The organism is Devosia oryziradicis, assembly GCF_016698645.1.
GTDB classification, from domain to species: domain Bacteria; phylum Pseudomonadota; class Alphaproteobacteria; order Rhizobiales; family Devosiaceae; genus Devosia; species Devosia oryziradicis.
The window spans coordinates 2202801-2225550 of record NZ_CP068047.1 but is presented as its reverse complement, the minus strand read 5'-3'; the positions used below and the strand labels follow the sequence as shown (position 1 = coordinate 2225550).

The following is a 22750-nucleotide window of genomic DNA, read 5'->3' as shown; positions in this document are numbered from 1 at the left end:
AAGGTGTCACTTAAAAGAATTGAGCCGCGGTGCTTGCCGCCCGCGGCTCAATGAACTGTCTCATGCCACAGCGGCTAGAACAAGCTGGACATCGTCAGCTGGAAGACCTGGGTACGATCCGAGGTCGACTTGTTGATCACGTGGGCGAAGTCGCCACGCAGCGGGCCAAACGGGCTTTCCCAGATCAGCGAGGCGCCGATCGAAGTCCGCCACGGCACGTCCACGCTGTTGGGGTCAACCGTGTTGCCGTCCAGGCGCGGCACATTCACGCCGTCGATCCAGGCCGCATCGGCCCAGACGGCGCCGCTCAGTCCGTAGCTCTCCGGAATGCCGGGGATCGGGAACTGCACTTCAGCCGAAACACCGGCATAGGCAATCGCACCGAGATACTCGCCGTTCTGGATGCGCGGCCCAAGGCCACGACCCTCGAAGCCACGGATGAGCTGCGAACCTGCCACGTAGGATTCCACGGAGTGGACACCATTGCCGCTCAGGTCGTTGATCACCCCGGCCTGGCCACGCAGGCTGGCCACGATACCGCTATCCTCAACGATCGGCATGAAGTAGCGAGCCTTGGCCTCGGAGCGAACCAGGCTGTGGTTCCAACCGATATACTGCTGCGTGAACGTTGCCAGCATGCCTTCGGTGGGGTGCTTGGCGTCGTCGAGCGTGTTGTAGGTCAGCGTGTAACCGACAAAGGCCTTGTAGAATTCCTGGCCATTCGCCACGAGCAGCGAATTGTCGGGGTTCTTGTCGACAATGACCTTGCGCTCGAGGCCCGCAAACACCGTGCCCGACACGTCGGCCGTGATCGGCACGCCGACACGCAACTGACCACCAGTCGATTCCGAACCGTAGAAGGTTGCCGCCGATTCATCGCTGATGCGGTGATAGACGTCGACACCGGCCGAAACCTTGAGGCCCATGAAGCGCGGTTCGGTGAACGAGAAGTCGAAGGTACGGCCCGACTGCGACGCGCCGATTGCGGCACGCAGATACTGACCGCGACCCAGGAAGTTGCGCTCGCTCAGCGACACTTCGCCCAGGATGCCATCGACGGTCGAATAACCGGCAGTGGCGCCATACTCACCCGTCGAGGTTTCCGTCACGGCGATATTGACGACCACCTTGTCCGGCGCCGAGCCAGGACCGGTCGTAACCTCGACCGCCGAGAAGAAGCCCAGCTTGTCGATATTCTCACGACCACGGACTACCAGTGCACGGTTGAAGGGGTCGCCTTCGGCGAACTCCAGCTCACGGCGGATCACGAAGTCACGGGTCTTGGTGTTGCCGGTGATGTTGATGCGCTCGACATAGACGCGCGCACCTTCATCCACGAGGTAGGTTACGTTGAAGGTCCCATTGGCAACGTCACGATCCAGGCGTGCACGGACGTCGGCAAAGGAATAACCCTGCACGGCGGCTTCGTAAGCCATGTCCTCGATGGACTGCTGGAGATCGCTTGCCGAATAATTACCGCCCTGCCCGGTCTGCACCGTGCCCTTGAGCGCATTGGTGTCCAGGCCGGAAATGCTGGTCTCGATGCCGACATTGGCGAATTCGTACTTCTGGCCTTCATTGATGGTGAAGTTGATGAAATACGCATTCTTGGTCGCGTCGTACTCACCCACAGAGGTGACCTGTGCGTCCGGATAACCACGGTTGGCGTAGTAGAGGCGGATGCGCTCGCGGTCGACGGCGAGCTTGCGCTCGTCATAGCTGTCGTCCTTGAAGAGCCAGCTCAGGATGCCCGTTTCCTTGGTGAGCATAGTGCTCTTGAGGCTGTTGGCGCCGAAGCTGTTGTTACCTGTGAAGTTGATCGCAGCGATACCCGCGCGATTGCCTTCATTGACGGTGAAGATGACCCGAACACGACCGTCATTGGTCGGCTCTGTGCGCGCGGTCACCGAAACAGAAAGGAACCCGTCGCGATCATAAGCCTGGCGGATACTTTCGATATCCGCGGCCAGACGCTGCTGGGTGAAGATGCCCGACGCCGAGACGTCGACCATTGCCAGAAGCTGGCTATCCGAGAAGCGGCGGTTGCCCTCGAAGAGCACCGAGCCGACCAGTTGTTCCTGAGCTTGAGCAGTCACAGCGCCAAGAAGCGGAATGCTGGGTCCGGCAAGCGGAGCGGCACCCAGTATCGCAAGCGCCAGGAGGGCGCCGCGCATCAGCTTGGTGGGATGGATCATATTATTATTGCCTTCTGCGACCAGGCCCGGAGAATCGCCATGCACAGCGCTCCCCCAAGCTAACTCCATTGCACCGTTTTACCGCCTTTTTAACCAAGGACAAGGCGGAAGCCTCGACGCAGTTAGCAAAAGCTTGGTGCACTTGTATTCCTGCAACACCTTACAAACCAAGGTTAACCAAGGGCTAACGCAGGATCCCGAAATAGGCGAACAGCGTGTCGTTGAACAGCGTGAACACCATGAGCGCCAGAACCAGGGCGAATCCGAACCGGAACCCCATTTCCTGCACTCGCATGCTCAGCGGACGCCCCCTGACAGCTTCCACCAGATAGTACAACAGATGACCGCCGTCGAGCATCGGAACCGGCAAAAGGTTGAAAATTCCGATATTTAGCGACAGCAAAGCCGTGAGGTTGATCAGCGCTACGATTCCAAGCGTCGCCACTTCGCCCGATACCTTGGCGACCTTGACCGGTCCGCCCAACTGCTCGACATCGCCGCGGCCAACAAAGAAATCCCCCAGGAACGCAGCGGTGCGCTGGATGATGAAGCGGATCTCCTCGACCGTCATCCCGAGCGCTTCGACCGGACCCGGCCGATAAACCGTTCGATCGATAGCGTCGGGCTGGCCAGAGCCAATACCGACTCGGCCGATGACCTCGGTTTCGCCTGCCCGGGTCTCCACCTCGGTTGCTTCCGGAATCAGCTGGACGGTTTTGAGCTGCCCAGCGCGCTCCAGCTCCAGTGTCACCGGCTGGTCTGGCTTGCCCACGACAAGACGCTGGAAGCCCTGGAAATCGCCCACCCGCTGCCCGTCGACGGAAACGAGGATATCGCCGGCTTCGATGCCGGCCGCCTCGGCGGGCGAGCCTTCGATGACCGAGCCTACCTGAGGCGGGAGGACGAAGGGGTAAGCGCCTACATCGCCGACCCTCTGGCGATTGCCGAAGCGGTCCTTGACCTCGTTGGCGTCAGGCACCACCGTAACCACCTGCCGATCGCCAGCCCGTTCGAACTCGATCGTCACCGGGCGTGCAGGGCTGGTGGCGATCAGCCGGTCGAAGTCCTCGAAGCCGCGAACGGCGTAGCCGTCCACCGAAAGCAGCGTGTCTCCCGGCAGGATGCCCGCTTCCTCCGCCACCGAGTTCATGGCCACCTCGGCCACGACAGGCGTGGTCACGAAGCGTCCATAACCGAGCAACAGGGCATAGAGGATGACAAATGTGAGGATGACATTGGCCAGCGGCCCGGCGACAACGACCGCGATGCGCTGCCACACATTCTTGTTGGCGAACAGCTTGGGGGCCAAGGCGGGATCGACCTTGGCGAGCGCCTCGGGGTCGGGCACGCTGGCCGCGTTCATATCCCCGGTGAAGCGCACATAGCCGCCCAGGGGAATAGCCGAAATCTTCCAGCGCGTGCCGTGCCTGTCAGTGCGCCCGATCAGTTCCTTGCCGAAGCCGATGGAAAAGGCATCGATAGCCACGCCATTCCATCGCGCCACCAGGTAGTGGCCCATTTCGTGGATGAAGACGATAACCGTCAGGACCGCGAGGAAAGGCACCACATAAGACAGCAGCCAGTAGATGAAATCGAACATGGTCTTCCCTATTGCGCGGCAGGACGGGCGTGCCGTGCCCTACCAGTAGAGCAGCCCCTCTGCGACCGAGCCATAGCCGGCATGCAGGGCGCCCACCAACAGCACCAGCAAGATGCCGAATGTGAGGCTGTCCAGCCGATCCATCAAGCCGCCATGCCCCGGAATGATGTCGCCGCTGTCCTTGATCCGAAAATGCCGCTTGATGGCGCTCTCGCCAAGATCTCCAAGCTGCCCCAGAACACTGATCGCGGCCGACAGCACCAGCCCGATCCACCAGGGAGAATCGGTCGCCACGATCCAGAACAGCAACCCTGCCCCGGTTCCCAGCGCCAGTCCGCCCAATGCGCCCGACCAGGTCTTGGACGGCGAAATCTGCGGCGCGAGCTTTTCGCCACCGATCTGCCGGCCGGTGAAGAAAGCTGCGGAATCGGTCATCCACACCACGGTCCCCAGGTAGACCCCCGCCCAGACGCCGATCAGCGTATCCCCGCGCATCGCCAGCGCCGCCACGATGACCGCGCCATAGATCACCAGGCCCAGGATGCGCCAAAGCACCCCTTCGCCACGCATGGCGACGGCCACGAGACAAGCCAGCCCGATGACTCCGGCGGTGCCGAGCGGTCCAAACAGCGGATGGATGAGTCCCGCGACCGCCACCAGCCCGATCAGCACCATCCCGGCCGGGGTCAGCGGCGCGCGCGAAACCATGGTCTCCCACTCGCGATAGGCGCCGGCAAATACGGCGCCAACCACAGCGGCAAAGACATAGCCCCCGACATAGAGCGCGGTCGCGGTCAAGGCGATCAGCACGAAGGCCGAGACCAGTCGGGGGCCCAGGTCGGCCCAGGTGCGGCGGCGACCGGCGGCAGGCTCTGACGCGGGATCGCCCGGACTGGTCAAGATTGCACTGCCTCTATGCCGCCAAAGCGCCGATCGCGCCGTGAGAAGGTCTCCAGCACACGTACGAAGCTGGCCTCGTTGAAATCGGGCCAGTTCTCTTCGACGAAGACGAACTCGGCATATGCCGCCTGCCACAGCAGGAAATTGGAAATGCGCTGCTCGCCACTGGTGCGGATGATCAGGTCCGGATCGGGCAGGCCCGCAGTATAAAGCGCGCCGGCGAGCCGTTCTTCGGTAATAGCGTCAGGCGAGAGCCGACCGGCCGCGACCTCGCGTGCCAACTTGCGAGCGGCCTCCGCTATTTCGGCCTTGCCGCCATAGTTGAAGGCGACGACGAGCACGAGCCCGGTATTGGCTTGGGTCTTGGCTTCCACGTCATCGATCAGCCGCACCAGGCTGGGCTCCAGGCCCTCGCGGGTGCCGATGATGCGGACGCGAACATTGTTGCGGATCAGTCGCTGCAGGTCCGATGCAACAAACCGGCGCAGCAGATTGAATATGAAGGATATTTCGTCCTTTGGCCGCGCCCAGTTTTCCGAAGAGAAACTGAACACCGTCAGATGCCCGACGCCGTAGGTGATGCAAAGCTCGACCAGATTGCGGAGCGCCTTCACGCCCTCGATATGGCCCTCGGTGCGGCGCTTGCCGCGCGCCTGTGCCCAGCGGCCATTGCCGTCCATGATCACGCCAAGATGCGCCGGAATGCGCAGACGCGGGCGCTGCGCGAAGTCGGCGTTGATGGCTGGATCAATGGACATCTACGCCCTCCCGGCGCAGCGCAGCCGACTTAGACCTGCATGATTTCTGCTTCTTTGGCGGCCAGGACCTGGTCGATCTCCGCCACCGCAGCATCCGTCGCCTTCTGGACGAGGTCGGCCTGCACACGCGAATCGTCCTGGCTCAAGTCGCCATCCTTTTCCGCCTTCTTGAGCGCATCCATACCGTCGCGGCGGATATGCCGAACAGCCACGCGAGCAGCCTCCGCGTAGTTGTGCGCAACCTTGGCCAGTTCCTTGCGGCGCTGCTCGTTGAGCTCCGGCAGCGGCACGCGGATCACCTGCCCCTCCCCCATCGGGTTGAGACCCAGGCCACTGTCGCGGATGGCTTTTTCGACCGCATTGGCCATCTGCCGGTCCCACACCTGCACGCTAAGCATGCGCGGCTCGGGGACGGTTACGGTCGCAACCTGGTTCAGCGGCATGCGCGAGCCATAGGCCTCGACAGTCACGGGCTCCAGCAGGCTGGGGCTGGCGCGGCCAGTCCTGAGGCCCGCGAGTTCATCGCGCAGGGACGCAATGGACTTCTGCATACGGGTCTTCAGATCGGAAAGGTCATAGGCCATGGTCTTCTTCCTTCAAGTCTAGAGCGGCTGTCCGACGCGCGTGCTGCGGACTCGGCCTTCCAGGACGCCGGACAGACCTTCCTTGTCGTCCAGCGAATACACGATTATCGGCAGGTTGTTGTCGCGGGCAAGGGCGAAAGCCGCCGTGTCCATGACCCGCAGGTTCTGCTTGATGACGTCGTCGTGGCTGATCTGATCGTAGCGCGTTGCATTCGGATCCTTTTTGGGATCGGCCGAATAGACACCGTCGACATTGGTGCCCTTGAGCACCACATCGCATTGCAGTTCGATGCCACGCAAGGCAGCGGCGGTGTCGGTGGTGAAAAATGGATTGCCGATGCCGCCGCCCAATACGACGACGTAGCCGTCTTCCAGCGCCGCCTTGGCCGCGCGAGCAGTGTATGTGTCGGCAACGGACGGCATGGTCGTGGCGCTGAAGACCTTGGCCTTCACACCCGCATTGGTAAGGGCCCCGGCCAGCGCCAGCGCGTTGATAACAGTGCCCAGCGTGCCCATCATGTCGGCGGTGACTCGATCACCGCCATTGGCCGCTACAGCCATGCCGCGGAAGATGTTGCCGCCACCGGTGACGATCGCGATTTCGACGCCCGTCTTGGCCACTCCGGCAATCTGCTGAGCGACGCCATCGAGGAATTCCGGTTGGATGCCGAACTGCTGGTCGCCACTGAGCGCTTCGCCCGATACCTTGAGCAAAATGCGTTTGTAGGCAGGCGCCATCGGCAAACCCCTCTATGGAACACGCGGCGGGGCACCGAATCCGGCAACGCCCGACCGACACTAAGGCAAAAGCGCTCTCAAAAGAAAGCGTCACGCCAGTCGAAATGCAATTACGGCGGGCTTTTGCGCTCGATCCCGGGCCAAATCATGGCCGCCGGGAGAGCAGCGCGCGGGCCATTGGTCCGCGCGCCAATATTGGGCTTACGCCTTGACGCCGGCAGTGGCGGCGACTTCGGCGGCGAAGTCGGTCTCGACCTTTTCGATGCCTTCGCCGAGGGCATAACGCACGAAGCGGGTCAGCTTGATCGGAGCGCCGACGTCCTTCTCGGCATTCTTGATCGCATCGCGGACCTTGGTCTCGCCATCGATCACGAAGGTCTGGGCCAGGAGCGTCACTTCCTCGAAGTACTTGCGCATGCGGCCATCGACCATCTTCTCGGCGATCTCGGCCGACTTGCCCGATTCCTTGACCTGCTCGAGGATGATGGCGCGCTCGCGGGCGACAACAGCCTGGTCCAGGTCTTCCGGGTCGATCGACAGCGGGTTGGTGGCGGCGATGTGCATGGCCAGCTGCTTGCCCAGGGCGCTCAGCGCGGCCTTGTCGCCGGTCGACTCAAGAGCCACCAGGATGCCCATCTTGCCCATGCCCGGCTTGACGGCGTTGTGGACATAGCTTTCCACCACGCCATCGCCGACCGACACGACTTCGGTGCGGCGCAGGTTCATGTTCTCGCCAATCTTGGCGATCGCTTCGGTCAGCTCGGCCGAAACCGAGTGGCCCGAACCGGGGAACGGCATTTCGCCCAGCTTGACCACGTCGCCATCGGCGTCGAGGGACAGCTTGGCAATGTTGCCGACGATGCCCTGGAACTGCTCGTTGCGGGCAACGAAGTCGGTTTCCGAGTTCACTTCGACGACGGCAGCCTTGGTGCCCGAGGTGGCAACGCCAACCAGACCTTCGGCAGCGACGCGATCAGCCTTCTTGGCAGCCTTGGCGAGACCGCGGGTGCGCAGCCAGTCGACCGCGGCTTCCATGTCGCCATTGGTCTCGGCCAGGGCCTTCTTGCAGTCCATCATGCCGACGCCGGTCGAGTCGCGGAGCTGCTTGACCAGGCTTGCAGTAATTTCAACCATGATAACACCTTTCGGCGGCCCCTTTGCGGGGCCGCATGGTTCAGATCAAGATGAAGTCCGAATGACGGACTTAGTTGGCAGCCGGAGCTTCTTCGGTCGGCAGGTCTTCTGCCGGAGCGCGCTCGGAGGCACCCAGATCGGCACCCAGGCCCGAAGCCGAACGGCCGATGCCGTCGATGGCGGCCTTGGAGACCAGCGAGACATAGAGCTCGAGGGCGCGCGAGGCGTCGTCATTGCCCGGAATGGCGTAGTCGACCGTGTCCGGATCGCAATTGGTGTCGACGATGGCGACGACCGGGATACCCAGGCGGCGGGCTTCCTTGATCGCGTTGGCTTCCTTGTTGGTGTCGATGACGAACAGCAGGGACGGCAGGTTGCCCATGTCCTTGATGCCGCCCAGGTCACGCTCCAGGCGTTCCTGTTCGCGGCTCATCATCAGGCGCTCCTTCTTGGTGCGCAGGGCGAGCTGGTCTTCCGTCATCGATTCGAGTTCGCGCAGGCGCGAGATCGAGTTCGAGATCGTCTGCCAGTTGGTCAGCGTACCGCCAAGCCAGCGGGAGTTGACGAAGTACTGGGCCGACTGCTTGGCAGCCTCGGCTACCAGCGGAGCGGCCTGGCGCTTGGTGCCGACGAACAGCACGCGGCCACCGTCAGCAACGGTGTCCGAGATCAGCTGCAGGGCGCGGCTCAGGGCCGGAACGGTCTGGCTCAGGTCGAGGATGTGGATGTCGTTGCGAACGCCAAAGATGTAGCGCTCCATCTTGGGATTCCAGCGGTGCTTCTGGTGACCGAAGTGGACGCCTGCTTCAAGCAGTTGGCGCATGGAGAAATCGGGCAGTGCCATGATGGCTGCTCCTTGTTTACCGGTTGATGCCGCCACGAGGCCTTGCGACGGTCTCCCGTCACCGGATGGCTTTTCGATCGCTCGAAACGCCTGCCTCGTGTGTGAAATCGCGCTGACGCGCAGTCAAACGCAGGGGCGATATAGGGGAAGCCACCGAAAAGAGCAAGGGGCGTACCGAGGTGCCGCCTGGGTCGCGGTCCCACCTTCCGCTGCATCACTGCACTGGCCAACTCCACATTGATCGTTTTGCGAAACATCGAACCGCAAAACGGCCTAACAAGGCAAAATCTAATACTCGACTAAACCTATAGAGATAGTCTGTATTTAAGGGGCGCTGCACATTTGGTGCGGCTGATAGCGAGAGGTCGAGATGAGCGATTCACCCCGGAAACTACGCCTTGGCGCCTTCATCATGGCGACTGGCCACCACGTTGCCGCCTGGCGGCATCCCGACGCCGATGCCGATGCCGGTCACAACATCGATCATTACCGGGGGCTTGCCCAGACGGCTGAGCGCGGCCTCTTCGATCTGGTCTTCGTGGCCGATAGCCCCGGCGGCTGGGACGGCGATCGCGATCCGGAAATCCGCAGCCGCGTCAGCCATTCGGCGCATTTCGAGCCGGTAACCCTGTGGTCCGCACTGTCGCAGGTGACCAGCAACATCGGCTTCGTCGCCACGGCATCGACGACCTACGAGGACCCGTATCTGCTGGCCCGCAAATTCGCCTCGCTCGATCACATCAGCAAGGGCCGCGCGGCGTGGAACGTGGTGACGACCGGCGCCGATGTCTCCCGCAATTTCTCCATTGCCGGCCACCCCGCCCATGCCAACCGATACGAGCGGGCCGAAGAAGTGGTCGATCTCGTCCTGGACCTCTGGGACAGCTACGAGGACGACGCGCTGATCCGCGACAAGCAGAGCGGCATCTTCCTTGATCCCGGTAAGGTGCATCGCGTCGACCATCACGGGCAGTTCTTCGACGTTGCCGGGCCACTCAATGTCGCCCGTTCGCCGCAGGGCCGCCCGGTCGTCGTGCAGGCCGGCGCCTCCGAAGCCGGGCGAAACCTGGCAGCCCGCACCGCCGAGGTCATCTTCACCGCCAACCAGACGCTTGCCGACGGCCAGGAATTCTATTCCGACATCAAGGGGCGCCTGACCAAGCATGGCCGTCGCCCGGAACAGTTGCTGATCATGCCCGGCCTCTTCCCGGTGCTGGGCGGCACCAAAGCCGAGGCCAAGCAGAACTACGAGTTCATCCAGTCGCTGATCCACCCCGCCATCGCCTGGGGCATTCTCAAGCAATATTACGTGGGCGTGGATCTCAGCGGCTATTCGCTGGATGACAAGGCCCCGCCCCTGCCGGCTGATACCGAGCTCAACAAGAGCCGCCTCAAGCTCGTGTCCGACCTCGCCAGCACCGGCCTCACCCTGCGCCAGCTCTATCTGTCGCTGGCGACCGCCCGTGGTCACCGCACGGTTGTCGGGACCCCCGAACAGATCGCCGACGCGCTGGTCGAGTGGTTCGCCAACGGCGCCGCCGATGGCTTCAACATCATGCCACCGGTTTTGCCCACCGGGCTTACCGATTTCGTCGACCAGGTCGTGCCCATCCTGCAGAAGCGCGGGCTGTTCCGCACCGAATACGAAGGCGCAACCCTGCGCGAGAACCTGGGGCTGGAGCGGCCGATCAACCGTTTCGTTGCCCGTGCCAGCCAGCAGCAGCGGAGCGCCTGATGAGCCAGCTTCATATCGTCGGCTTTGCCGGCAGTTCCTCGGTCCCCTCCCGCACCCGCAGCCTTGTCGAGACCATCGTCGCCACCACTGCAGATCGCACCGGTGCGCGCACCACCGTCTATGACCTGGTCGATATCCACCCATCCCTGGGCGCGACGCTCGATCCACGCCAGGCGCCGCCAGACTTGGTCGATCTCATCGACACCATCACCAATGCCGATGCGCTGGTGGTCGGCTCGCCGGTCTACAAGGGCACCTATACGGGCCTGTTCAAGCACCTGTTCGACCTGATCGATCCCAAGGCGCTCAAGGACAAGCCCATCGTGCTGACCGCCACCGGCGGCAGCGAACGCCATGCGCTAGTCGTCGATCATGGCTTGCGCCCGCTGTTCGCGTTCTTTTCCGCCGACATCCTCTCGACCGGAATCTACGCCACCGAGCCCGACTTCGCCGACTACCTGCCTGACAGCGTCAACCTCAAGGCGCGCATCGAACGCGTGGTGGACGAGCTGGGCTGGCGCCTCGCCGCCGTCCGCAATGCCGGCCTTCTGGCGCAATCGGCCTGATCTTCCCCAACGGAGCCTACCATGTTTACCCGCAGACAGACTTTCCAGCTTTTCGCCGGCGCCGCCGCCGTGCTCGGCCTCCCCTCGCTTGCCCGCGCTCAAGACACTGCCAAGGAGTTCCGCATCGGCTGGCAGAAGGGCGGCGTCTTTGCCCTCGCCAAGAACAGCGGCGCCCTTGAAGCGCGCCTCGCCGCGCGCGGCGTCACCGTCAGCTGGGCCGAATTTACCTCCGGCCCGCCTCTACTCGAGGCCCTGGGCGCCCATGCCATCGACTTCGGCTCCACCGGCGACGTCCCGCCCCTCTTTGCCCACGCCGCCGGTGGCGACCTGGTCTACGTGGCGGCGACGCCCGGCAGCCTCGACGGCTCGGCCATCCTGGTCAAGCAGGATAGTCCGGTTCAGACCATTGCCGACCTCAAGGGCAAGCGCGTCGCCTTCAAGCGTGGCTCCAGCTCGCACAACTTCATCGTCAAGGCGCTGCGGACCGTCGGCCTGACACTGGACGACATCACCCCGCTCGATCTGGGTCCGCCCGATGCCGCGCCGGCTTTCGCCAACAACCAGATCGATGCCTGGGTTATCTGGGACCCCTACTACGCCATCGCCGCGCAGGATCCGGATACCCGCGTCCTCGCCACCACCGAGGGCATCGTGGATTCCTACGGCTTCTACCAGGCCAATGGTGCCTATGCGAAGGAGAACCCGACCATCCTGGCCGAGGTGATCGACGAGTTGCGCAAGGTGGGTACGGCGGCGCAAACCGATCTGGATGCGACCGCGGCGGCCATCTCGGCCTCGACGGGCGTACCGACGGACATCACCCGCATCACCCTGGGCAGAAAGGCCGCCGACCTGGGGGCCATCCTGCCGCTCGATGCCGAGATCATCGCCTACCAGCAGGCGCTGGCCGATGAGTTCTACGATCTCAAGATCATCCCCAGGCAACTCAACGTTGCTGATGCGGTCTGGCAGGCCCCGGCCATCTGAACATCGTCGGGCCGGCGACAGGCTGGCCCGCTTTCTCATTCACGGAGGCCAACATGACCCTCGCCGCTGACCTCGGCAAGCCGATCACCCTGCCCAAGCGTCCGCCCCATCGCGCGACCGGACGCGCCTCACAGATATCGCCGTCTGCCCTCCTGCCTTTCCTCCTGCCGATCACCATCGTGCTGCTCTGGCAGGCGGCCGCCTCGTTCGGCTGGATCACCAATCGCCTCATGCCGGCGCCCATCCAGGTTGTCTGGGCCTTCTGGGACAAGCTCACGAGCGGCCAGCTCGCCACCGACGTTCAGGCCAGCGCGGTGCGCGCCGTCTCGGGCCTGCTGGTCGGCGGTTCGATCGGCTTCCTGCTGGGCCTCGCCAATGGCGTGTCGCGCCTCAGCCACGCACTGACGGACACGACGCTGCAGATGTTGCGGACGATCCCCAACCTGGCGCTGATCCCGCTGGTCATCCTATGGTTCGGTATCGGCGAAGAGGCCAAGCTGTTCCTCACAGCCCTCGGCGTGTTCTTCCCCATCTACCTCAACACCCTGCATGGCGTGCGCAATGTCGACCCGCAACTGATCGAGATGGGCCGGGTCTATGGCATGAACGGCTGGACCCTGTTCCGCAAGGTCATCTTCCCCGGTGCCCTGCCCTCGATCTTCGTGGGCCTGCGCTTCTCGCTCGGCATCATGTGGCTGACGCTGATCGTGGCCGAAACCATGGCCGCATCGTCGGGCATCGGGCACATGGCCAACTCCGCGCGCGAATTCATGATGACCGATGTCGTGATCCTGGCCCTCGTCATCTACGCCCTGCTCGGCAAGCTGGCCGACGTCATCGCTCTCACGCTGGAACGCCTGACCCTGTCGTGGAACCCCGCCTACCAGAAGCCCGTGAGGAACTGAGACATGAGCACATCCGTCCGTACCAAGAATGCTTGGGGCAAGGACATCGAGCCCGAATATGAGACACGCCTGCCGCGGCAGCGTCAGGGTGAGCGCGGCGTCGGCATCCGCATCGAAGGGCTTGCGAAGAGCTTCGGCGCCGTGACCGTGCTGCACGACCTGGACCTCGAGGTGCCGGCGGGCCAGTTCCTGGCCATTGTGGGCAAGAGCGGCTGCGGCAAGAGTACCTTGCTGCGCCTGCTGGTCGGCCTCGATACCCCCACTTCCGGCCACATCACCTTCGTGGGCGCCGACGGAGCGGAGACCCCGCCCAGTGCACGCATTGTCTTCCAGGAGCCGCGGCTTTTGCCTTGGGCCAGCGTGGTGGACAACGTCGCCGTGGGACTGGGCGAAGGCATCGACCGGCGCCAGGCCCGCCGCCAGGCCGAGACGGCGCTGGCCGAGGTTCAACTGGCCGAGAAGGCCGGCGAGTGGCCGTCGCGGCTGTCCGGTGGGCAACGGCAGCGCGCCGCGCTTGCCCGTGCCCTGGTCAGCCAGCCGAGCTTCCTGGCGATGGACGAACCGCTCGGCGCTCTCGACGCCTTGACCCGTATCACCATGCAGTCACTGGTCGAACGCGTCTGGCAGGAGCAGGGCTTCACGGCACTCTTCGTTACCCACGACGTCACCGAAGCCGTGGCCCTGGCCGATCGCGTCATCGTGCTCGACGAGGGACGCATCGCACTCGACATCACCATCGATCACCCACGACCGCGCCAGCGGGGTGCCGCCGATCTCGCCGAGATCGAAGGGCGTCTGCTCAAGGGCATTTTCAAGTAGGAGGCGACGATGTTTCCCCTGTTCGGTATTCTCGACCCCGGTCCGGTCCCCGCTGTTGAAACCGAGGACGCCCCGCGCAAAAAGTCATTCTTTGGCCGATCGCTTGTCCCGGTCGAAGCGACGGCAGGACGGGACACCACCCTTGATGACGACCAAGCCGGCGACAACCGGCCAATTGCCCGGCGCCTGCGCCAGATCGGCAAAATGCTCACGCACCTGTTAGGGAAACGCAGATAGGCCGCGTGCATTGTGCTTCCATAGACCCGCGCCACGACGCGGGGCCCAGGGTGAAAGCCCCGAAATGCGAGGGAGGAAGGGCCAAAAGCTCGCCTCCCCCGCGCATTTTGGGCGTCCAGGACGAACTCAGTGCAGCCGGACGTCCGTCACCCCATCGAGCGCCTTGATGCCGCCGGCGACTTCGGCGGTGATGCGATAGGCGCCGGGGAGTTCGATCTCGTATTCCCGCGCCCCGCCATCCCGGATGACCACGAAGTTCACCTTGCCCTCGCCCCCGCGCTTGAGCTGGGCGCTGATGGAACCGAGCGCCTTGGCGTCTGCGGCAAAGACCGTGAGGCGGCGTTCGATCGTGTCTTCGATGCCATCGATGGCCTGGGCCGACAGCAATCGCAGGCTGATGCCCTCGGCGCGCTCGTCGGCCCCAACCTGGAGTATGACGGACTTGCCCGGCTGCAGCAGGGCACCGAACTCGTTGATCTGCTCTGAAAAGGCAACGATTTCGAAGCTGCCGCTCTGGTCGCTCAGCGTAAGAATCATCATCGGCGTACCCTTGCGGGTGCGCCTGTCCTGCCGGGCGCTGATCGTGCCGGCCAAGCGGCCAGCAGAGGCCCCGTCCTTGACCGCGCGCTCGAAATCGCTCCAGCGCTGCACGCGCAGCTTCTCGAACAGGTCCGAATAGGCATCCAGCGGGTGGGCCGAGAGGTGGAAGCCAATGGCACTCAGCTCGCGATCAGCCCGTTCCGTGGTCGTCCAGGGCGGCACGCCAGCCGGCAGGCGCACCGGCTCGGGCTCGCCCATGTCGAACATGTTCCACTGCCCCTCGTTGCGCTCGGCAGTCAGCGACTGGGCCATGCCCATGACCGCCTCGATTGCCGCAAAGGCCACTTCGCGGCGCGGCACGATATCGTCGAAGGCTCCGGCATTGACCAGGGTTTCCAGCGTCCGCTTGGAGAGGATGCGCGGATCGACCCGCCGGGCGAAATCGCCCAGGTCCTTGAACGGCTTGTCGCCGCGCGCCTCGACGATATGCTCGGCAACCTGTCGGCCCACGCCCTTGACGGCGCAGAGGCCATAAAGAATGCGCTTGTCCTTGACCGAGAACACCACCTGGGACTTGTTCACGCAGGGCGCAACCAGTTCGATCTTGTGCTTCTTGGCCTCGCTGCGGAACTCGGCCAGTTTATCCGTATTTCCCATGTCCAGCGTCATCGACGCGGCCAGGAATTCGTGCGGGTGGTGCGCCTTGAGCCAGGCCGTCTGGTAGCTGACCAGCGCATAGGTCGCCGCATGGCTCTTGTTGAAGCCGTAATTGGCGAACTTGGCGAGGAGGTCGAAGATGGTATCGGCCAGACTCTGCTTGAGCCCATACTTGACGGCACCCTCGCGGAAGCGCTCGCGCTGCGCGTCCATCTCGGCCTTGATCTTCTTGCCCATGGCGCGGCGCAGCATATCGGCTTCGCCCAGCGAATAGCCCGACAGCAGCTGGGCGATCTGCATCACCTGCTCCTGGTAGACGATGATGCCATAGGTTTCGTCCAGCACCTTGGAAAGATCGGGGTGGGGATACTCCACCTCTTCGCGCCCGTGCTTGCGGTCGTTGAACAGCGGGATGTTGTCCATCGGCCCCGGCCGATAGAGTGCCACGAGCGCAATGATGTCCTCGAAGCGGTCCGGCTTCATGTCGACCAGTGCGCGCCGCATGCCGGCGCCTTCCACCTGGAACACGCCGAACGTGTCGCCCCTTGCATAAAGATCGTAGGTGGCCTTGTCGTCGATGGGGATGTCTTCGATGCGCAGGTTCCCGCCATCGAGGTTCACCATTTCGACGGCATACTGCACCGTGGTCAGCGTCTTGAGACCCAGGAAGTCGAACTTGACCAATCCGGCAGCCTCGCTCCACTTCATGTTGTATTGGCAGACCGGCATATCCGAGCGCGGATCGCGGTAGAGCGGCGCCAGGTCCTGCAGCGGCCGGTCGCCGATGATGATGCCGGCGGCGTGGGTCGAGGCGTGCCGGAACAGGCCCTCGAGATTGCGCGCGATGGCGACGAGGTCGGCGACCGTCTCGTCTTCCTCGGTCATCTGCTTGAACTGCGGCACTTCGTTCATGGTCCGCTCGATGGACCATGGATCGGCCGGGTTGGCCGGCACGAGCTTGCAGATGCGGTCGACCTGGCCATAGGGCATCTGCAGCACGCGGCCGACGTCGCGCAAAACGGCGCGCGCCTGCAGCGTTCCGAAGGTGATGATCTGCGCCACCTGGCTCGTGCCGTATTTGCGTTGCACGTAGCGGATCACCTCTTCGCGGCGATCCTGGCAGAAGTCGATATCGAAGTCCGGCATCGAGACGCGTTCCGGATTGAGGAAGCGCTCGAACAGCAGGTTGTATGCGAGGGGATCGAGGTCGGTGATGGTGGTGGCGTAGGCGACCAGAGAGCCGGCACCCGAGCCGCGCCCCGGCCCTACCGGGATGCCCTGGGATTTCGACCAGCGGATGAAATCAGCCACGATGAGGAAGTAGCCGGGGAACTTCATCGACTGGATGATGCCCAGCTCGAATTCCAGCCGCTCCCAATAGTCCTGTTCCGTCTTGCCCGGCGCGGTTCCCACGGTAGCCAGGCGCTCGCGCAGCCCGTCCTCGGCCATTGTCCGCAAGGCGGCAGCCTCGGCGGCAACCGCGTCGGCGTCGCTGAGATCGGGCGCTGCTGCGAACTTGGGCAGGATCGGATTGCGCGTCCGCGGCCGGTAGGACACGCGCCGGGCGATTTCCACCGTCGAGTCGAGCGCCTCGGGCAGGTCCGAGAACAGCTCGGTCATCTCCGCGCGCGTCTTGAAATAGTATTGGTCGTTGAGCTTTCGCCGCTCCGTCTGGGCCAGCACCGTACCGCCGGCAATCGCCAGCAAGGCATCGTGCGCCTCGAATTCCTTCACCGACTTGAAGAACGGCTCGTTGGTGGCCACCAGGGGCACGCCCTTGCGGTAGGCATAGTCGATCAGTCGCGGCTCGACATTGGCTTCCTGGATGCGGCCATGACGCTGCAATTCGATATAGAAGCGGTCCCCGAACAGCTCGGCCAGCCGATCGAGCCGGCGGATGGCATTGGCATCCTGCCCTTGTGCCAGAGCCATGTCGATGGCGCCTTCGGGCCCGCCACTAAGGCAGATCAGTCCCTCGAGCCGTTCGCGGCTGAGCCAGTCGAGGCGCGCCTTGGCTGCGCCCGAGCCGTCGCCCTCGAGATAGGATTGCGACACCAGTCGCGAGAGGTTGGCAAAGCCCGCCTCGGTTTGCGCCAGCAAGACCACGCTGGATTTGCCGGCCCAGGCGATATGTCCCCGTTCGCTGACCCGCTCCTCGGCTGCCGCGAAGTCGATCGCGAGTTCCACCCCGACCAGCGGCTGGATGCCCTTCTTGCTGGCCTTCTCCGAGAATTCCAGCGCGCCAAACAGGTTGCCGGTGTCAGCAATGCCAAGCGCCGGTTGGTCGTCATCCTTGGCCAGCTTGAGGATCGTTTCGAGCTGGAGGGCTCCCTCCAGCAGCGAATAGGCAGAATGGACGTGAAGATGGATAAAGCCGGGACCGCTCATGGTTGACCTTTAGCATCGGTGCACCGTGATCCCCACATCACGGAAGTGGCAATCCACAGCACGTTGGTCACACCAGCCGCGTGATCACATCCATCCAGGTCAGTGAGCCGATGGTGAAGGCACCGAGCGTAACGAAGGCGGCGAAGTCCTTGATGAAAGTGAGCATCTGCATCTCCCGTGTTGCTATAATGTTCTTATAAGTTCGCTATTTGTTCTTGTCGAGGAGTAAGTACGGGAACAGCGGGGATTGTAGTCTCTTGGTTAGCGAAGTGTTAGGAAAGGTTCGCGCCGCGTTAACGAGCGTGGGCCGTCGCTGCCGCTCTTGCTTCCCCATGGAAGGCTTGCAACTCTTGCTGACCCCCTTCGGAATCACCCATGACGCCCACGCCTCAACTCAGCCTCGGCCTGCTGCTGACGGCGTCGGCTGGGTTTGCCGATGTCATCGGCTTCATTGAACTGGGCGGGCACTTCACTTCGTTCATGAGCGGCAATACCACCCAGCTTGGAGCCGGGATGGCCAATGGTGGTTGGCCGGTAATCCTGCTGCCGGCATCGTTGGTCGCACTGTTCTTTCTGGGCAGCGTGTTGGGATCGCTGCTGGCGCTGCTGGCGGGTCCACGCTGGGGGGCCAGCGCCGTCACAGCTTTCGTCGTGGCCAGTTTTGCGGCAACGCTCGGCCTCGCTCTGGCCGGTTTTGCCCCCAGCCAGTTCATGCTGATTCTGGCCGCAGGTGCCGGCGCCCAAAACGCCATCCTGCCATCGACAGGATCTGTGCGGCTGGGCACGACCTTTGTCACGGGCACCCTTTTTGCCGCCGGTCAGGATCTGGCGCGCGCCCTGCGGGGAGTGGCTCCACCTTGGCGTTGGGCTCAGCATATGCTGGTCTGGGCCTCGCTGCTTGTCGGCGGCCTGCTGGGCGGCTGGGGCTATGGCGTGGCCGGCGTGAATGCGCTTTTGCTGCCGACCGCCCTCTACGCCGCCTTTTGTCTTGCTTTCATACTGCGCCGACCGGCGCGCGTGATTCCAGGCTGACCAACGCTCGGCTCGTCGCGTTCGGCCTTGAACACCAACCCAAACTGGGCTCTAGTAGCGTGAGGTACGTACCTCACAACATGAGGCGACCGACGGGAGGACCAAATGTCCGAGTTTCAGCTCGATCCGAAGTTCGCCATTGCAGACGAGCAGTCGCTACGCAGCTTGTTCGAGGCCACCCACGCCCTGGCCATCCAGAAGTTCCAGAGCGCACTGGGCGAGCACGCCCAGGCCTTTATCCGGCGCTCGCCTTTCCTCTGCCTGGGCACGCAAAGCCCCGACGGCCGGGCCGATGTCAGTCCACGCGGCGATCCGCCGGGCTTTGTGCAAATCCTTGATGCCCGCACCCTGGCCATCCCCGACCGACCCGGCAACAACCGGCTCGACAGCCTCTCCAACATCATCGCCAATCCCAGCGTGGCCTTGCTGTTCATCATCCCGGGCTTCGACGATACCCTGCGCGTAAACGGCCGGGCCAGTCTCACGACCGATCCGGCGATCCTCGAAAGCATGCGGGTGAACAACCGTGTGCCCACCCTCGCCATCATCGTGCGGGTCGGCGAGGTGTTCATGCACTGCGCCAAGGCATTTCGGCGATCGCATCTTTGGGACCCCAACCACTTCCAGGATCGCACCGAAATGCCCTCGCTCATCAAGATCATCCTCGAGGAAACCTCCGTCGCCCCCGCCGATGACGAAATGCGCAAGATCGATGATGGACTGGAAGAGGACTACAAGCGGACGCTGTACTAGGAATGCATCGCCGCAGGAACCGAATGCTGGCTACGCTTGCTTGAGGCGTGCGCCGGAATAGTCGTAGGCGATGGCCGTCTTGAAGCCTTCGATCCTGGCCAGGACGAGGTCGCGGTAGTCGGCGAGCGATATGCTTCGGTCCTCCACACGGCTCAAGCCACGGGACACCGGGACCAAGAGATCGCCGGGCGTATTGCCCCGCAGCGAATGGATGGCGGCCGGATCGCCGCCCTGCGCGCCGAGGCCTGGGGCCAGGATAACCGTGCGTGGCAGCAATTGCCGCAGCCGACGCCCTTCCTGGGGTACGGTGGCGCCAATCACGGCGCCGACGACGCCCAGCGCCGACGAAGACGGGTCGCCCTTGCCATAGCCACCGATGAGATCGGCCAGGCGATCCGAGATCAGGCGATTGCCGGCCATCCTGTCCTGCAACCAGCTGGCGCCGGGATTGGAGGTGCGGCACAGGACGAAAAGCCCCTTGCCGAAGCGGGTCGCGCAGTCGACGAACGGTTCGAGCGTGTCCGGCCCCATCAGCGGATTGATCGTGAGGCAGTCGGCCTCGAAGTCGCCGCTGCCGCCCTCCGATACCGGGGTCAGGTAGGCGCGGGCATAGGCGGCGGCGGTGGCGCCGATATCGCCGCGCTTGGCATCGAGGATGACGGCGATCCCTGCCTCCCGCGCGCGTTTCATGCCCGCGGAGAGTGCCGTCAGGCCCGCAAGGCCGCTTGCCTCGAAGTAAGCCGACTGAAACTTCACGAACCCGACCTGCCCTTCGACTGCGTCGAGGGTGAAATCCACGAAGTCAGAAATCCAGGACTCGGCAGCGCCGAAGACCTTCGGAATATCGGCCAAGGCGGGGTCAATGCCTGCGACCAGATCGCCAAAGTGCTCGACATTGTTCTGGACTAGGTCACTCCAGCTCGAACTATTCATGCGTCGACTCCCTTGGGGTGAGCGGCCAGCTAGGCCCTTGACGGTCTTGTCACATTCCGCCGGATGAATAAAAGGCCCGGATCGCTCCGGGCCTTTTGCGTCAGTTCTTGTCGGCGGTTGCCTTGGGCTTCTTCGGCTTGGGCAGGGCCTTGGGCTTGGCCGGACGCGGTGGCACCGCGATCAGCTCGAGCTTGGCTTCGCTGCCTTCGCCGACCACCGCTACGGTGACCGTGCCGCCATTGACCAGCTCGCCGAACAGCACCTGGTCGGCCAGCGGCTTCTTGATGTGCTCCTGGATCACCCGGCCCAGCGGGCGGGCGCCCATGCGTTCATCATAGCCGCGCTCGGCCAGCCAGTCGGCGGCTTCGGGCAGCAGGTTGATTGTGACGCCACGTTCGGCCAGCTGACCTTCGAGCTGCAGCACGAACTTCTCGACCACGCGACGCACGACTTCGCGCGGCAGCGGGGCAAACGAGATGATCGCGTCGAGCCGGTTGCGGAATTCGGGCGTGAACAGGCGGTTGATCGCCTCCTCGTCATCACCCTGCTCGCGCTTGCGGCCAAAGCCGATCGGCGACTTCTGCAGCTCCATGGCGCCCACATTGGACGTCATGATCAGGATGACGTTGCGGAAATCCACCGACTTGCCGTTGTGGTCGGTCAGCTTGCCGTGGTCCATCACCTGCAACAGGATGTTGTAGAGGTCCGGATGGGCCTTTTCGATTTCGTCGAGCAGCACCACGCAATGCGGATGCTGGTCCACGCCATCGGTGAGCAGGCCCCCCTGGTCGAAGCCGACATAGCCCGGCGGGGCGCCGATCAGCCGGCTGACCGTGTGGCGTTCCATATATTCGGACATGTCGAAGCGCAGCAGTTCGACGCCAAGCGTGTCGGCGAGCTGCTTGGCGACTTCGGTCTTGCCGACGCCGGTCGGGCCGGTGAACAGGTACGAGCCGATCGGCTTTTCCGGTTCGCGCAGGCCCGCACGGGCCAGCTTGATCGCCGAAGTCAGCGCCACGATGGCATTGTCCTGCCCGAACACCACGGTCTTGAGGCTCTGCTCGAGTCCAGCAAGCAGCTCGGCATCGGACTTCGAGACCGACTTGGGCGGGATGCGCGCGATGGTGGCGATCGTGGCCTCGATGTCCTCGACATCGATCACCTTCTTGCGCTGGTCCTCGGTCACCAGCATCTGGCTGGCGCCCGTCTCGTCGAGCACGTCGATCGCCTTGTCGGGCAGCTTGCGGTCGTTGATATACCGCGCGCTCAGCTCCACCGCCGCCTTGAGGGCATCGTCGGTGTACTTGATCTTGTGGAACTCTTCGAAATACGGCCGCAGGCCCTTCACGATCTCGATCGCATCGGGAACGCTGGGCTCGTTGACGTCGATCTTCTGGAAGCGACGCACCAGCGCCCGGTCCTTCTCGAAGAACTGGCGATATTCCTTGTAGGTGGTCGAGCCGATGCAACGGATCGCCCCGCTCGCCAAAGCCGGCTTGAGCAGGTTCGAGGCATCGAGCGCGCCACCCGAAGTGGCGCCCGCACCGATCATGGTGTGGATCTCATCGATGAACAGCACTGAATTGGGGAGCTTTTCGAGCTCCTTCATCACGGCCTTGAGGCGTTCCTCGAAATCACCGCGATAGCGGGTGCCGGCCAGCAGCGAACCCATGTCGAGCGCGTAGATCACCGCTTCCTTGAGCACTTCGGGCACGTCGCCCTCGATGATCTTGCGGGCCAGGCCCTCGGCAATGGCCGTCTTGCCCACGCCGGCATCGCCGACATAGATCGGGTTGTTCTTGGAGCGGCGGCACAGCACCTGGATGGTGCGGCGCAGCTCGGCGTCACGGCCGATCAGCGGGTCGATCTTGCCCTGGCGGGCCTTCTCGTTGAGGTTGACGCAGAAATCGGCCAAAGCCGAACTCTTCTTGGCCTCGGCACCGCCTTCGCCATGGTTCTCGCCATCCTCGGCACCACGCACCTTGCGCTCCTCGCTGGGACCGGACTTGGTGATCCCGTGGCTGATGAAATTGACCGCGTCCAGCCGGCTCATGTCCTGCTGTTCGAGGAAGTAGGCGGCGTGGCTCTCGCGCTCCGCAAAGATCGCAACGAGCACATTGGCACCCGTAACCTCTTCGCGACCCGACGACTGCACGTGGATCACCGCGCGCTGGATCACGCGCTGGAACGCGGCGGTCGGCCGCGCATCCTGGCCGGAGGCCACGATCAGGCTGTCCAGCTCTTCGTTGATGAAATCTTCGAGGTCGCTCTTGAGCGCGTCGATATCGACATCGCAGCCGGTGAGCACGGCGATCGTCTCGCGGTCGTCGGTCAGGGCCAGCAGCAGGTGTTCGAGCGTAGCGAACTCGTGGTTGCGCTCGCGCGCCAGGTTCATCGCCTGATGCAGAGCCTTTTCAAGTCCGCGGGAAAATGAGGGCATATGAT

At 63.6% G+C, this 22750-nt stretch carries 19 protein-coding genes; 8 read left to right on the top strand and 11 right to left on the bottom strand.

The features are described 5' to 3' along the window. Window positions 1–74: 74 nt before the first annotated feature. The 8 genes from bamA to rpsB all read right to left on the bottom strand — a co-directional run bounded on the left by bamA (window position 75) and on the right by rpsB (window position 8753). A complete protein-coding gene (gene bamA / locus JI749_RS11165) occupies window positions 75–2195 on the bottom strand; it encodes an outer membrane protein assembly factor BamA (protein ID WP_201653573.1) in 2121 nt (706 codons plus the stop codon). A 184-nt stretch (window positions 2196–2379) separates the two neighbouring features. Beyond that, complete coding sequence (gene rseP, locus JI749_RS11160; protein ID WP_201653570.1) at window positions 2380–3795, bottom strand: RIP metalloprotease RseP; 1416 nt, start codon at window positions 3793–3795, stop codon at window positions 2380–2382. A gap of 39 nt (window positions 3796–3834) precedes the next feature. Beyond that, window positions 3835–4695 (bottom strand): phosphatidate cytidylyltransferase, encoded by an 861-nt coding sequence (locus tag JI749_RS11155; RefSeq protein WP_201653567.1) that lies wholly within the window; start codon window positions 4693–4695, stop codon window positions 3835–3837. Then, entirely contained in the window at window positions 4692–5453 is a 762-nt protein-coding gene (locus JI749_RS11150) for an isoprenyl transferase (protein WP_201653562.1), read from the bottom strand. Before JI749_RS11150 ends, JI749_RS11155 begins: the two co-directional genes overlap by 4 nt. 29 nt (window positions 5454–5482) lie before the next feature. After that, window positions 5483–6037, bottom strand: a complete 555-nt coding sequence (frr, locus tag JI749_RS11145) for a ribosome recycling factor (protein ID WP_201653559.1) — start codon at window positions 6035–6037, stop codon at window positions 5483–5485. 18 nt (window positions 6038–6055) lie between these two features. Further along, window positions 6056–6775 (bottom strand): UMP kinase, encoded by a 720-nt coding sequence (gene pyrH / locus JI749_RS11140; RefSeq protein ID WP_407644877.1) that lies wholly within the window; start codon window positions 6773–6775, stop codon window positions 6056–6058. 201 nt (window positions 6776–6976) lie between these two features. Next, on the bottom strand, window positions 6977–7909 hold the full coding sequence (gene tsf / locus JI749_RS11135; protein WP_201653554.1) for a translation elongation factor Ts: 933 nt from the start codon (window positions 7907–7909) through the stop codon (window positions 6977–6979). Window positions 7910–7979: 70 nt separating this feature from the next. After that, window positions 7980–8753, bottom strand: coding sequence for a 30S ribosomal protein S2 (rpsB, locus tag JI749_RS11130; RefSeq protein ID WP_201653551.1), 774 nt, complete (start codon window positions 8751–8753; stop codon window positions 7980–7982). 370 nt (window positions 8754–9123) lie between these two features. On the opposite strand from rpsB, the gene JI749_RS11125 reads away from it, so the two are divergent. The 6 genes from JI749_RS11125 to JI749_RS11100 are packed head-to-tail and all read left to right on the top strand — an operon-like array spanning window position 9124 to window position 14002. Beyond that, window positions 9124–10488 carry an LLM class flavin-dependent oxidoreductase gene (locus JI749_RS11125; RefSeq protein ID WP_201653548.1) on the top strand — a complete coding sequence of 455 codons (1365 nt, stop codon included), beginning with the start codon at window positions 9124–9126 and terminating at the stop codon, window positions 10486–10488. After that, window positions 10488–11054, top strand: a complete 567-nt coding sequence (gene msuE, locus JI749_RS11120; RefSeq protein WP_201653545.1) for an FMN reductase — start codon at window positions 10488–10490, stop codon at window positions 11052–11054. Before JI749_RS11125 ends, msuE begins: the two co-directional genes overlap by 1 nt. A gap of 21 nt (window positions 11055–11075) precedes the next feature. Next, a complete protein-coding gene (locus JI749_RS11115; RefSeq protein WP_201653542.1) occupies window positions 11076–12041 on the top strand; it encodes an aliphatic sulfonate ABC transporter substrate-binding protein in 966 nt (321 codons plus the stop codon). A 53-nt stretch (window positions 12042–12094) separates the two neighbouring features. Further along, window positions 12095–12946 (top strand): ABC transporter permease subunit, encoded by an 852-nt coding sequence (locus JI749_RS11110; RefSeq protein WP_201653539.1) that lies wholly within the window; start codon window positions 12095–12097, stop codon window positions 12944–12946. A gap of 3 nt (window positions 12947–12949) precedes the next feature. Next, a complete protein-coding gene (locus JI749_RS11105; RefSeq protein WP_201653536.1) occupies window positions 12950–13765 on the top strand; it encodes an ABC transporter ATP-binding protein in 816 nt (271 codons plus the stop codon). 9 nt (window positions 13766–13774) lie between these two features. Beyond that, complete coding sequence (locus JI749_RS11100; protein WP_201653533.1) at window positions 13775–14002, top strand: hypothetical protein; 228 nt, start codon at window positions 13775–13777, stop codon at window positions 14000–14002. A gap of 126 nt (window positions 14003–14128) precedes the next feature. Here the strand turns inward: JI749_RS11100 and dnaE are convergent, their stop codons facing one another. Beyond that, the gene (gene dnaE, locus JI749_RS11095; protein WP_201653530.1) at window positions 14129–17587 is read right to left on the bottom strand and encodes a DNA polymerase III subunit alpha; all 3459 of its coding nucleotides are present in this window, start codon (window positions 17585–17587) and stop codon (window positions 14129–14131) included. 375 nt (window positions 17588–17962) lie between these two features. Between dnaE and JI749_RS11090 the strand changes: the two genes are divergently transcribed. Further along, on the top strand, window positions 17963–18619 hold the full coding sequence (locus tag JI749_RS11090) for a YoaK family protein (protein ID WP_201653526.1): 657 nt from the start codon (window positions 17963–17965) through the stop codon (window positions 18617–18619). Between the two features lie 105 nt (window positions 18620–18724). Next, complete coding sequence (locus tag JI749_RS11085; protein WP_201653523.1) at window positions 18725–19372, top strand: pyridoxamine 5'-phosphate oxidase family protein; 648 nt, start codon at window positions 18725–18727, stop codon at window positions 19370–19372. 30 nt (window positions 19373–19402) lie between these two features. Here the strand turns inward: JI749_RS11085 and pyrF are convergent, their stop codons facing one another. Together pyrF and clpA are read right to left on the bottom strand one after the other, a co-directional pair. Next, the gene (gene pyrF / locus JI749_RS11080) at window positions 19403–20305 is read right to left on the bottom strand and encodes an orotidine-5'-phosphate decarboxylase (protein ID WP_201653520.1); all 903 of its coding nucleotides are present in this window, start codon (window positions 20303–20305) and stop codon (window positions 19403–19405) included. Window positions 20306–20405: 100 nt separating this feature from the next. Then, window positions 20406–22745: an ATP-dependent Clp protease ATP-binding subunit ClpA gene (gene clpA, locus JI749_RS11075; RefSeq protein WP_201653517.1), complete on the bottom strand. Its 2340-nt coding sequence runs from the start codon at window positions 22743–22745 to the stop codon at window positions 20406–20408. Window positions 22746–22750: the final 5 nt, after the last annotated feature.

Coding starts and splice junctions, on each gene's coding strand:
- JI749_RS11100 (WP_201653533.1), top strand. CDS start 13,775: ATGTTTCCCCTGTTCGGTATTCTCGACCCCGGTCCGGTCCCCGCTGTT.
- pyrF (WP_201653520.1), bottom strand. CDS start 20,305: ATGAATAGTTCGAGCTGGAGTGACCTAGTCCAGAACAATGTCGAGCAC.
- clpA (WP_201653517.1), bottom strand. CDS start 22,745: ATGCCCTCATTTTCCCGCGGACTTGAAAAGGCTCTGCATCAGGCGATG.
- rseP (WP_201653570.1), bottom strand. CDS start 3,795: ATGTTCGATTTCATCTACTGGCTGCTGTCTTATGTGGTGCCTTTCCTC.
- JI749_RS11105 (WP_201653536.1), top strand. CDS start 12,950: ATGAGCACATCCGTCCGTACCAAGAATGCTTGGGGCAAGGACATCGAG.
- JI749_RS11125 (WP_201653548.1), top strand. CDS start 9,124: ATGAGCGATTCACCCCGGAAACTACGCCTTGGCGCCTTCATCATGGCG.
- JI749_RS11150 (WP_201653562.1), bottom strand. CDS start 5,453: ATGTCCATTGATCCAGCCATCAACGCCGACTTCGCGCAGCGCCCGCGT.
- dnaE (WP_201653530.1), bottom strand. CDS start 17,587: ATGAGCGGTCCCGGCTTTATCCATCTTCACGTCCATTCTGCCTATTCG.
- JI749_RS11110 (WP_201653539.1), top strand. CDS start 12,095: ATGACCCTCGCCGCTGACCTCGGCAAGCCGATCACCCTGCCCAAGCGT.
- tsf (WP_201653554.1), bottom strand. CDS start 7,909: ATGGTTGAAATTACTGCAAGCCTGGTCAAGCAGCTCCGCGACTCGACC.
- frr (WP_201653559.1), bottom strand. CDS start 6,037: ATGGCCTATGACCTTTCCGATCTGAAGACCCGTATGCAGAAGTCCATT.
- msuE (WP_201653545.1), top strand. CDS start 10,488: ATGAGCCAGCTTCATATCGTCGGCTTTGCCGGCAGTTCCTCGGTCCCC.
- bamA (WP_201653573.1), bottom strand. CDS start 2,195: ATGATCCATCCCACCAAGCTGATGCGCGGCGCCCTCCTGGCGCTTGCG.
- pyrH (WP_407644877.1), bottom strand. CDS start 6,775: ATGGCGCCTGCCTACAAACGCATTTTGCTCAAGGTATCGGGCGAAGCG.
- rpsB (WP_201653551.1), bottom strand. CDS start 8,753: ATGGCACTGCCCGATTTCTCCATGCGCCAACTGCTTGAAGCAGGCGTC.
- JI749_RS11115 (WP_201653542.1), top strand. CDS start 11,076: ATGTTTACCCGCAGACAGACTTTCCAGCTTTTCGCCGGCGCCGCCGCC.
- JI749_RS11085 (WP_201653523.1), top strand. CDS start 18,725: ATGTCCGAGTTTCAGCTCGATCCGAAGTTCGCCATTGCAGACGAGCAG.
- JI749_RS11090 (WP_201653526.1), top strand. CDS start 17,963: ATGACGCCCACGCCTCAACTCAGCCTCGGCCTGCTGCTGACGGCGTCG.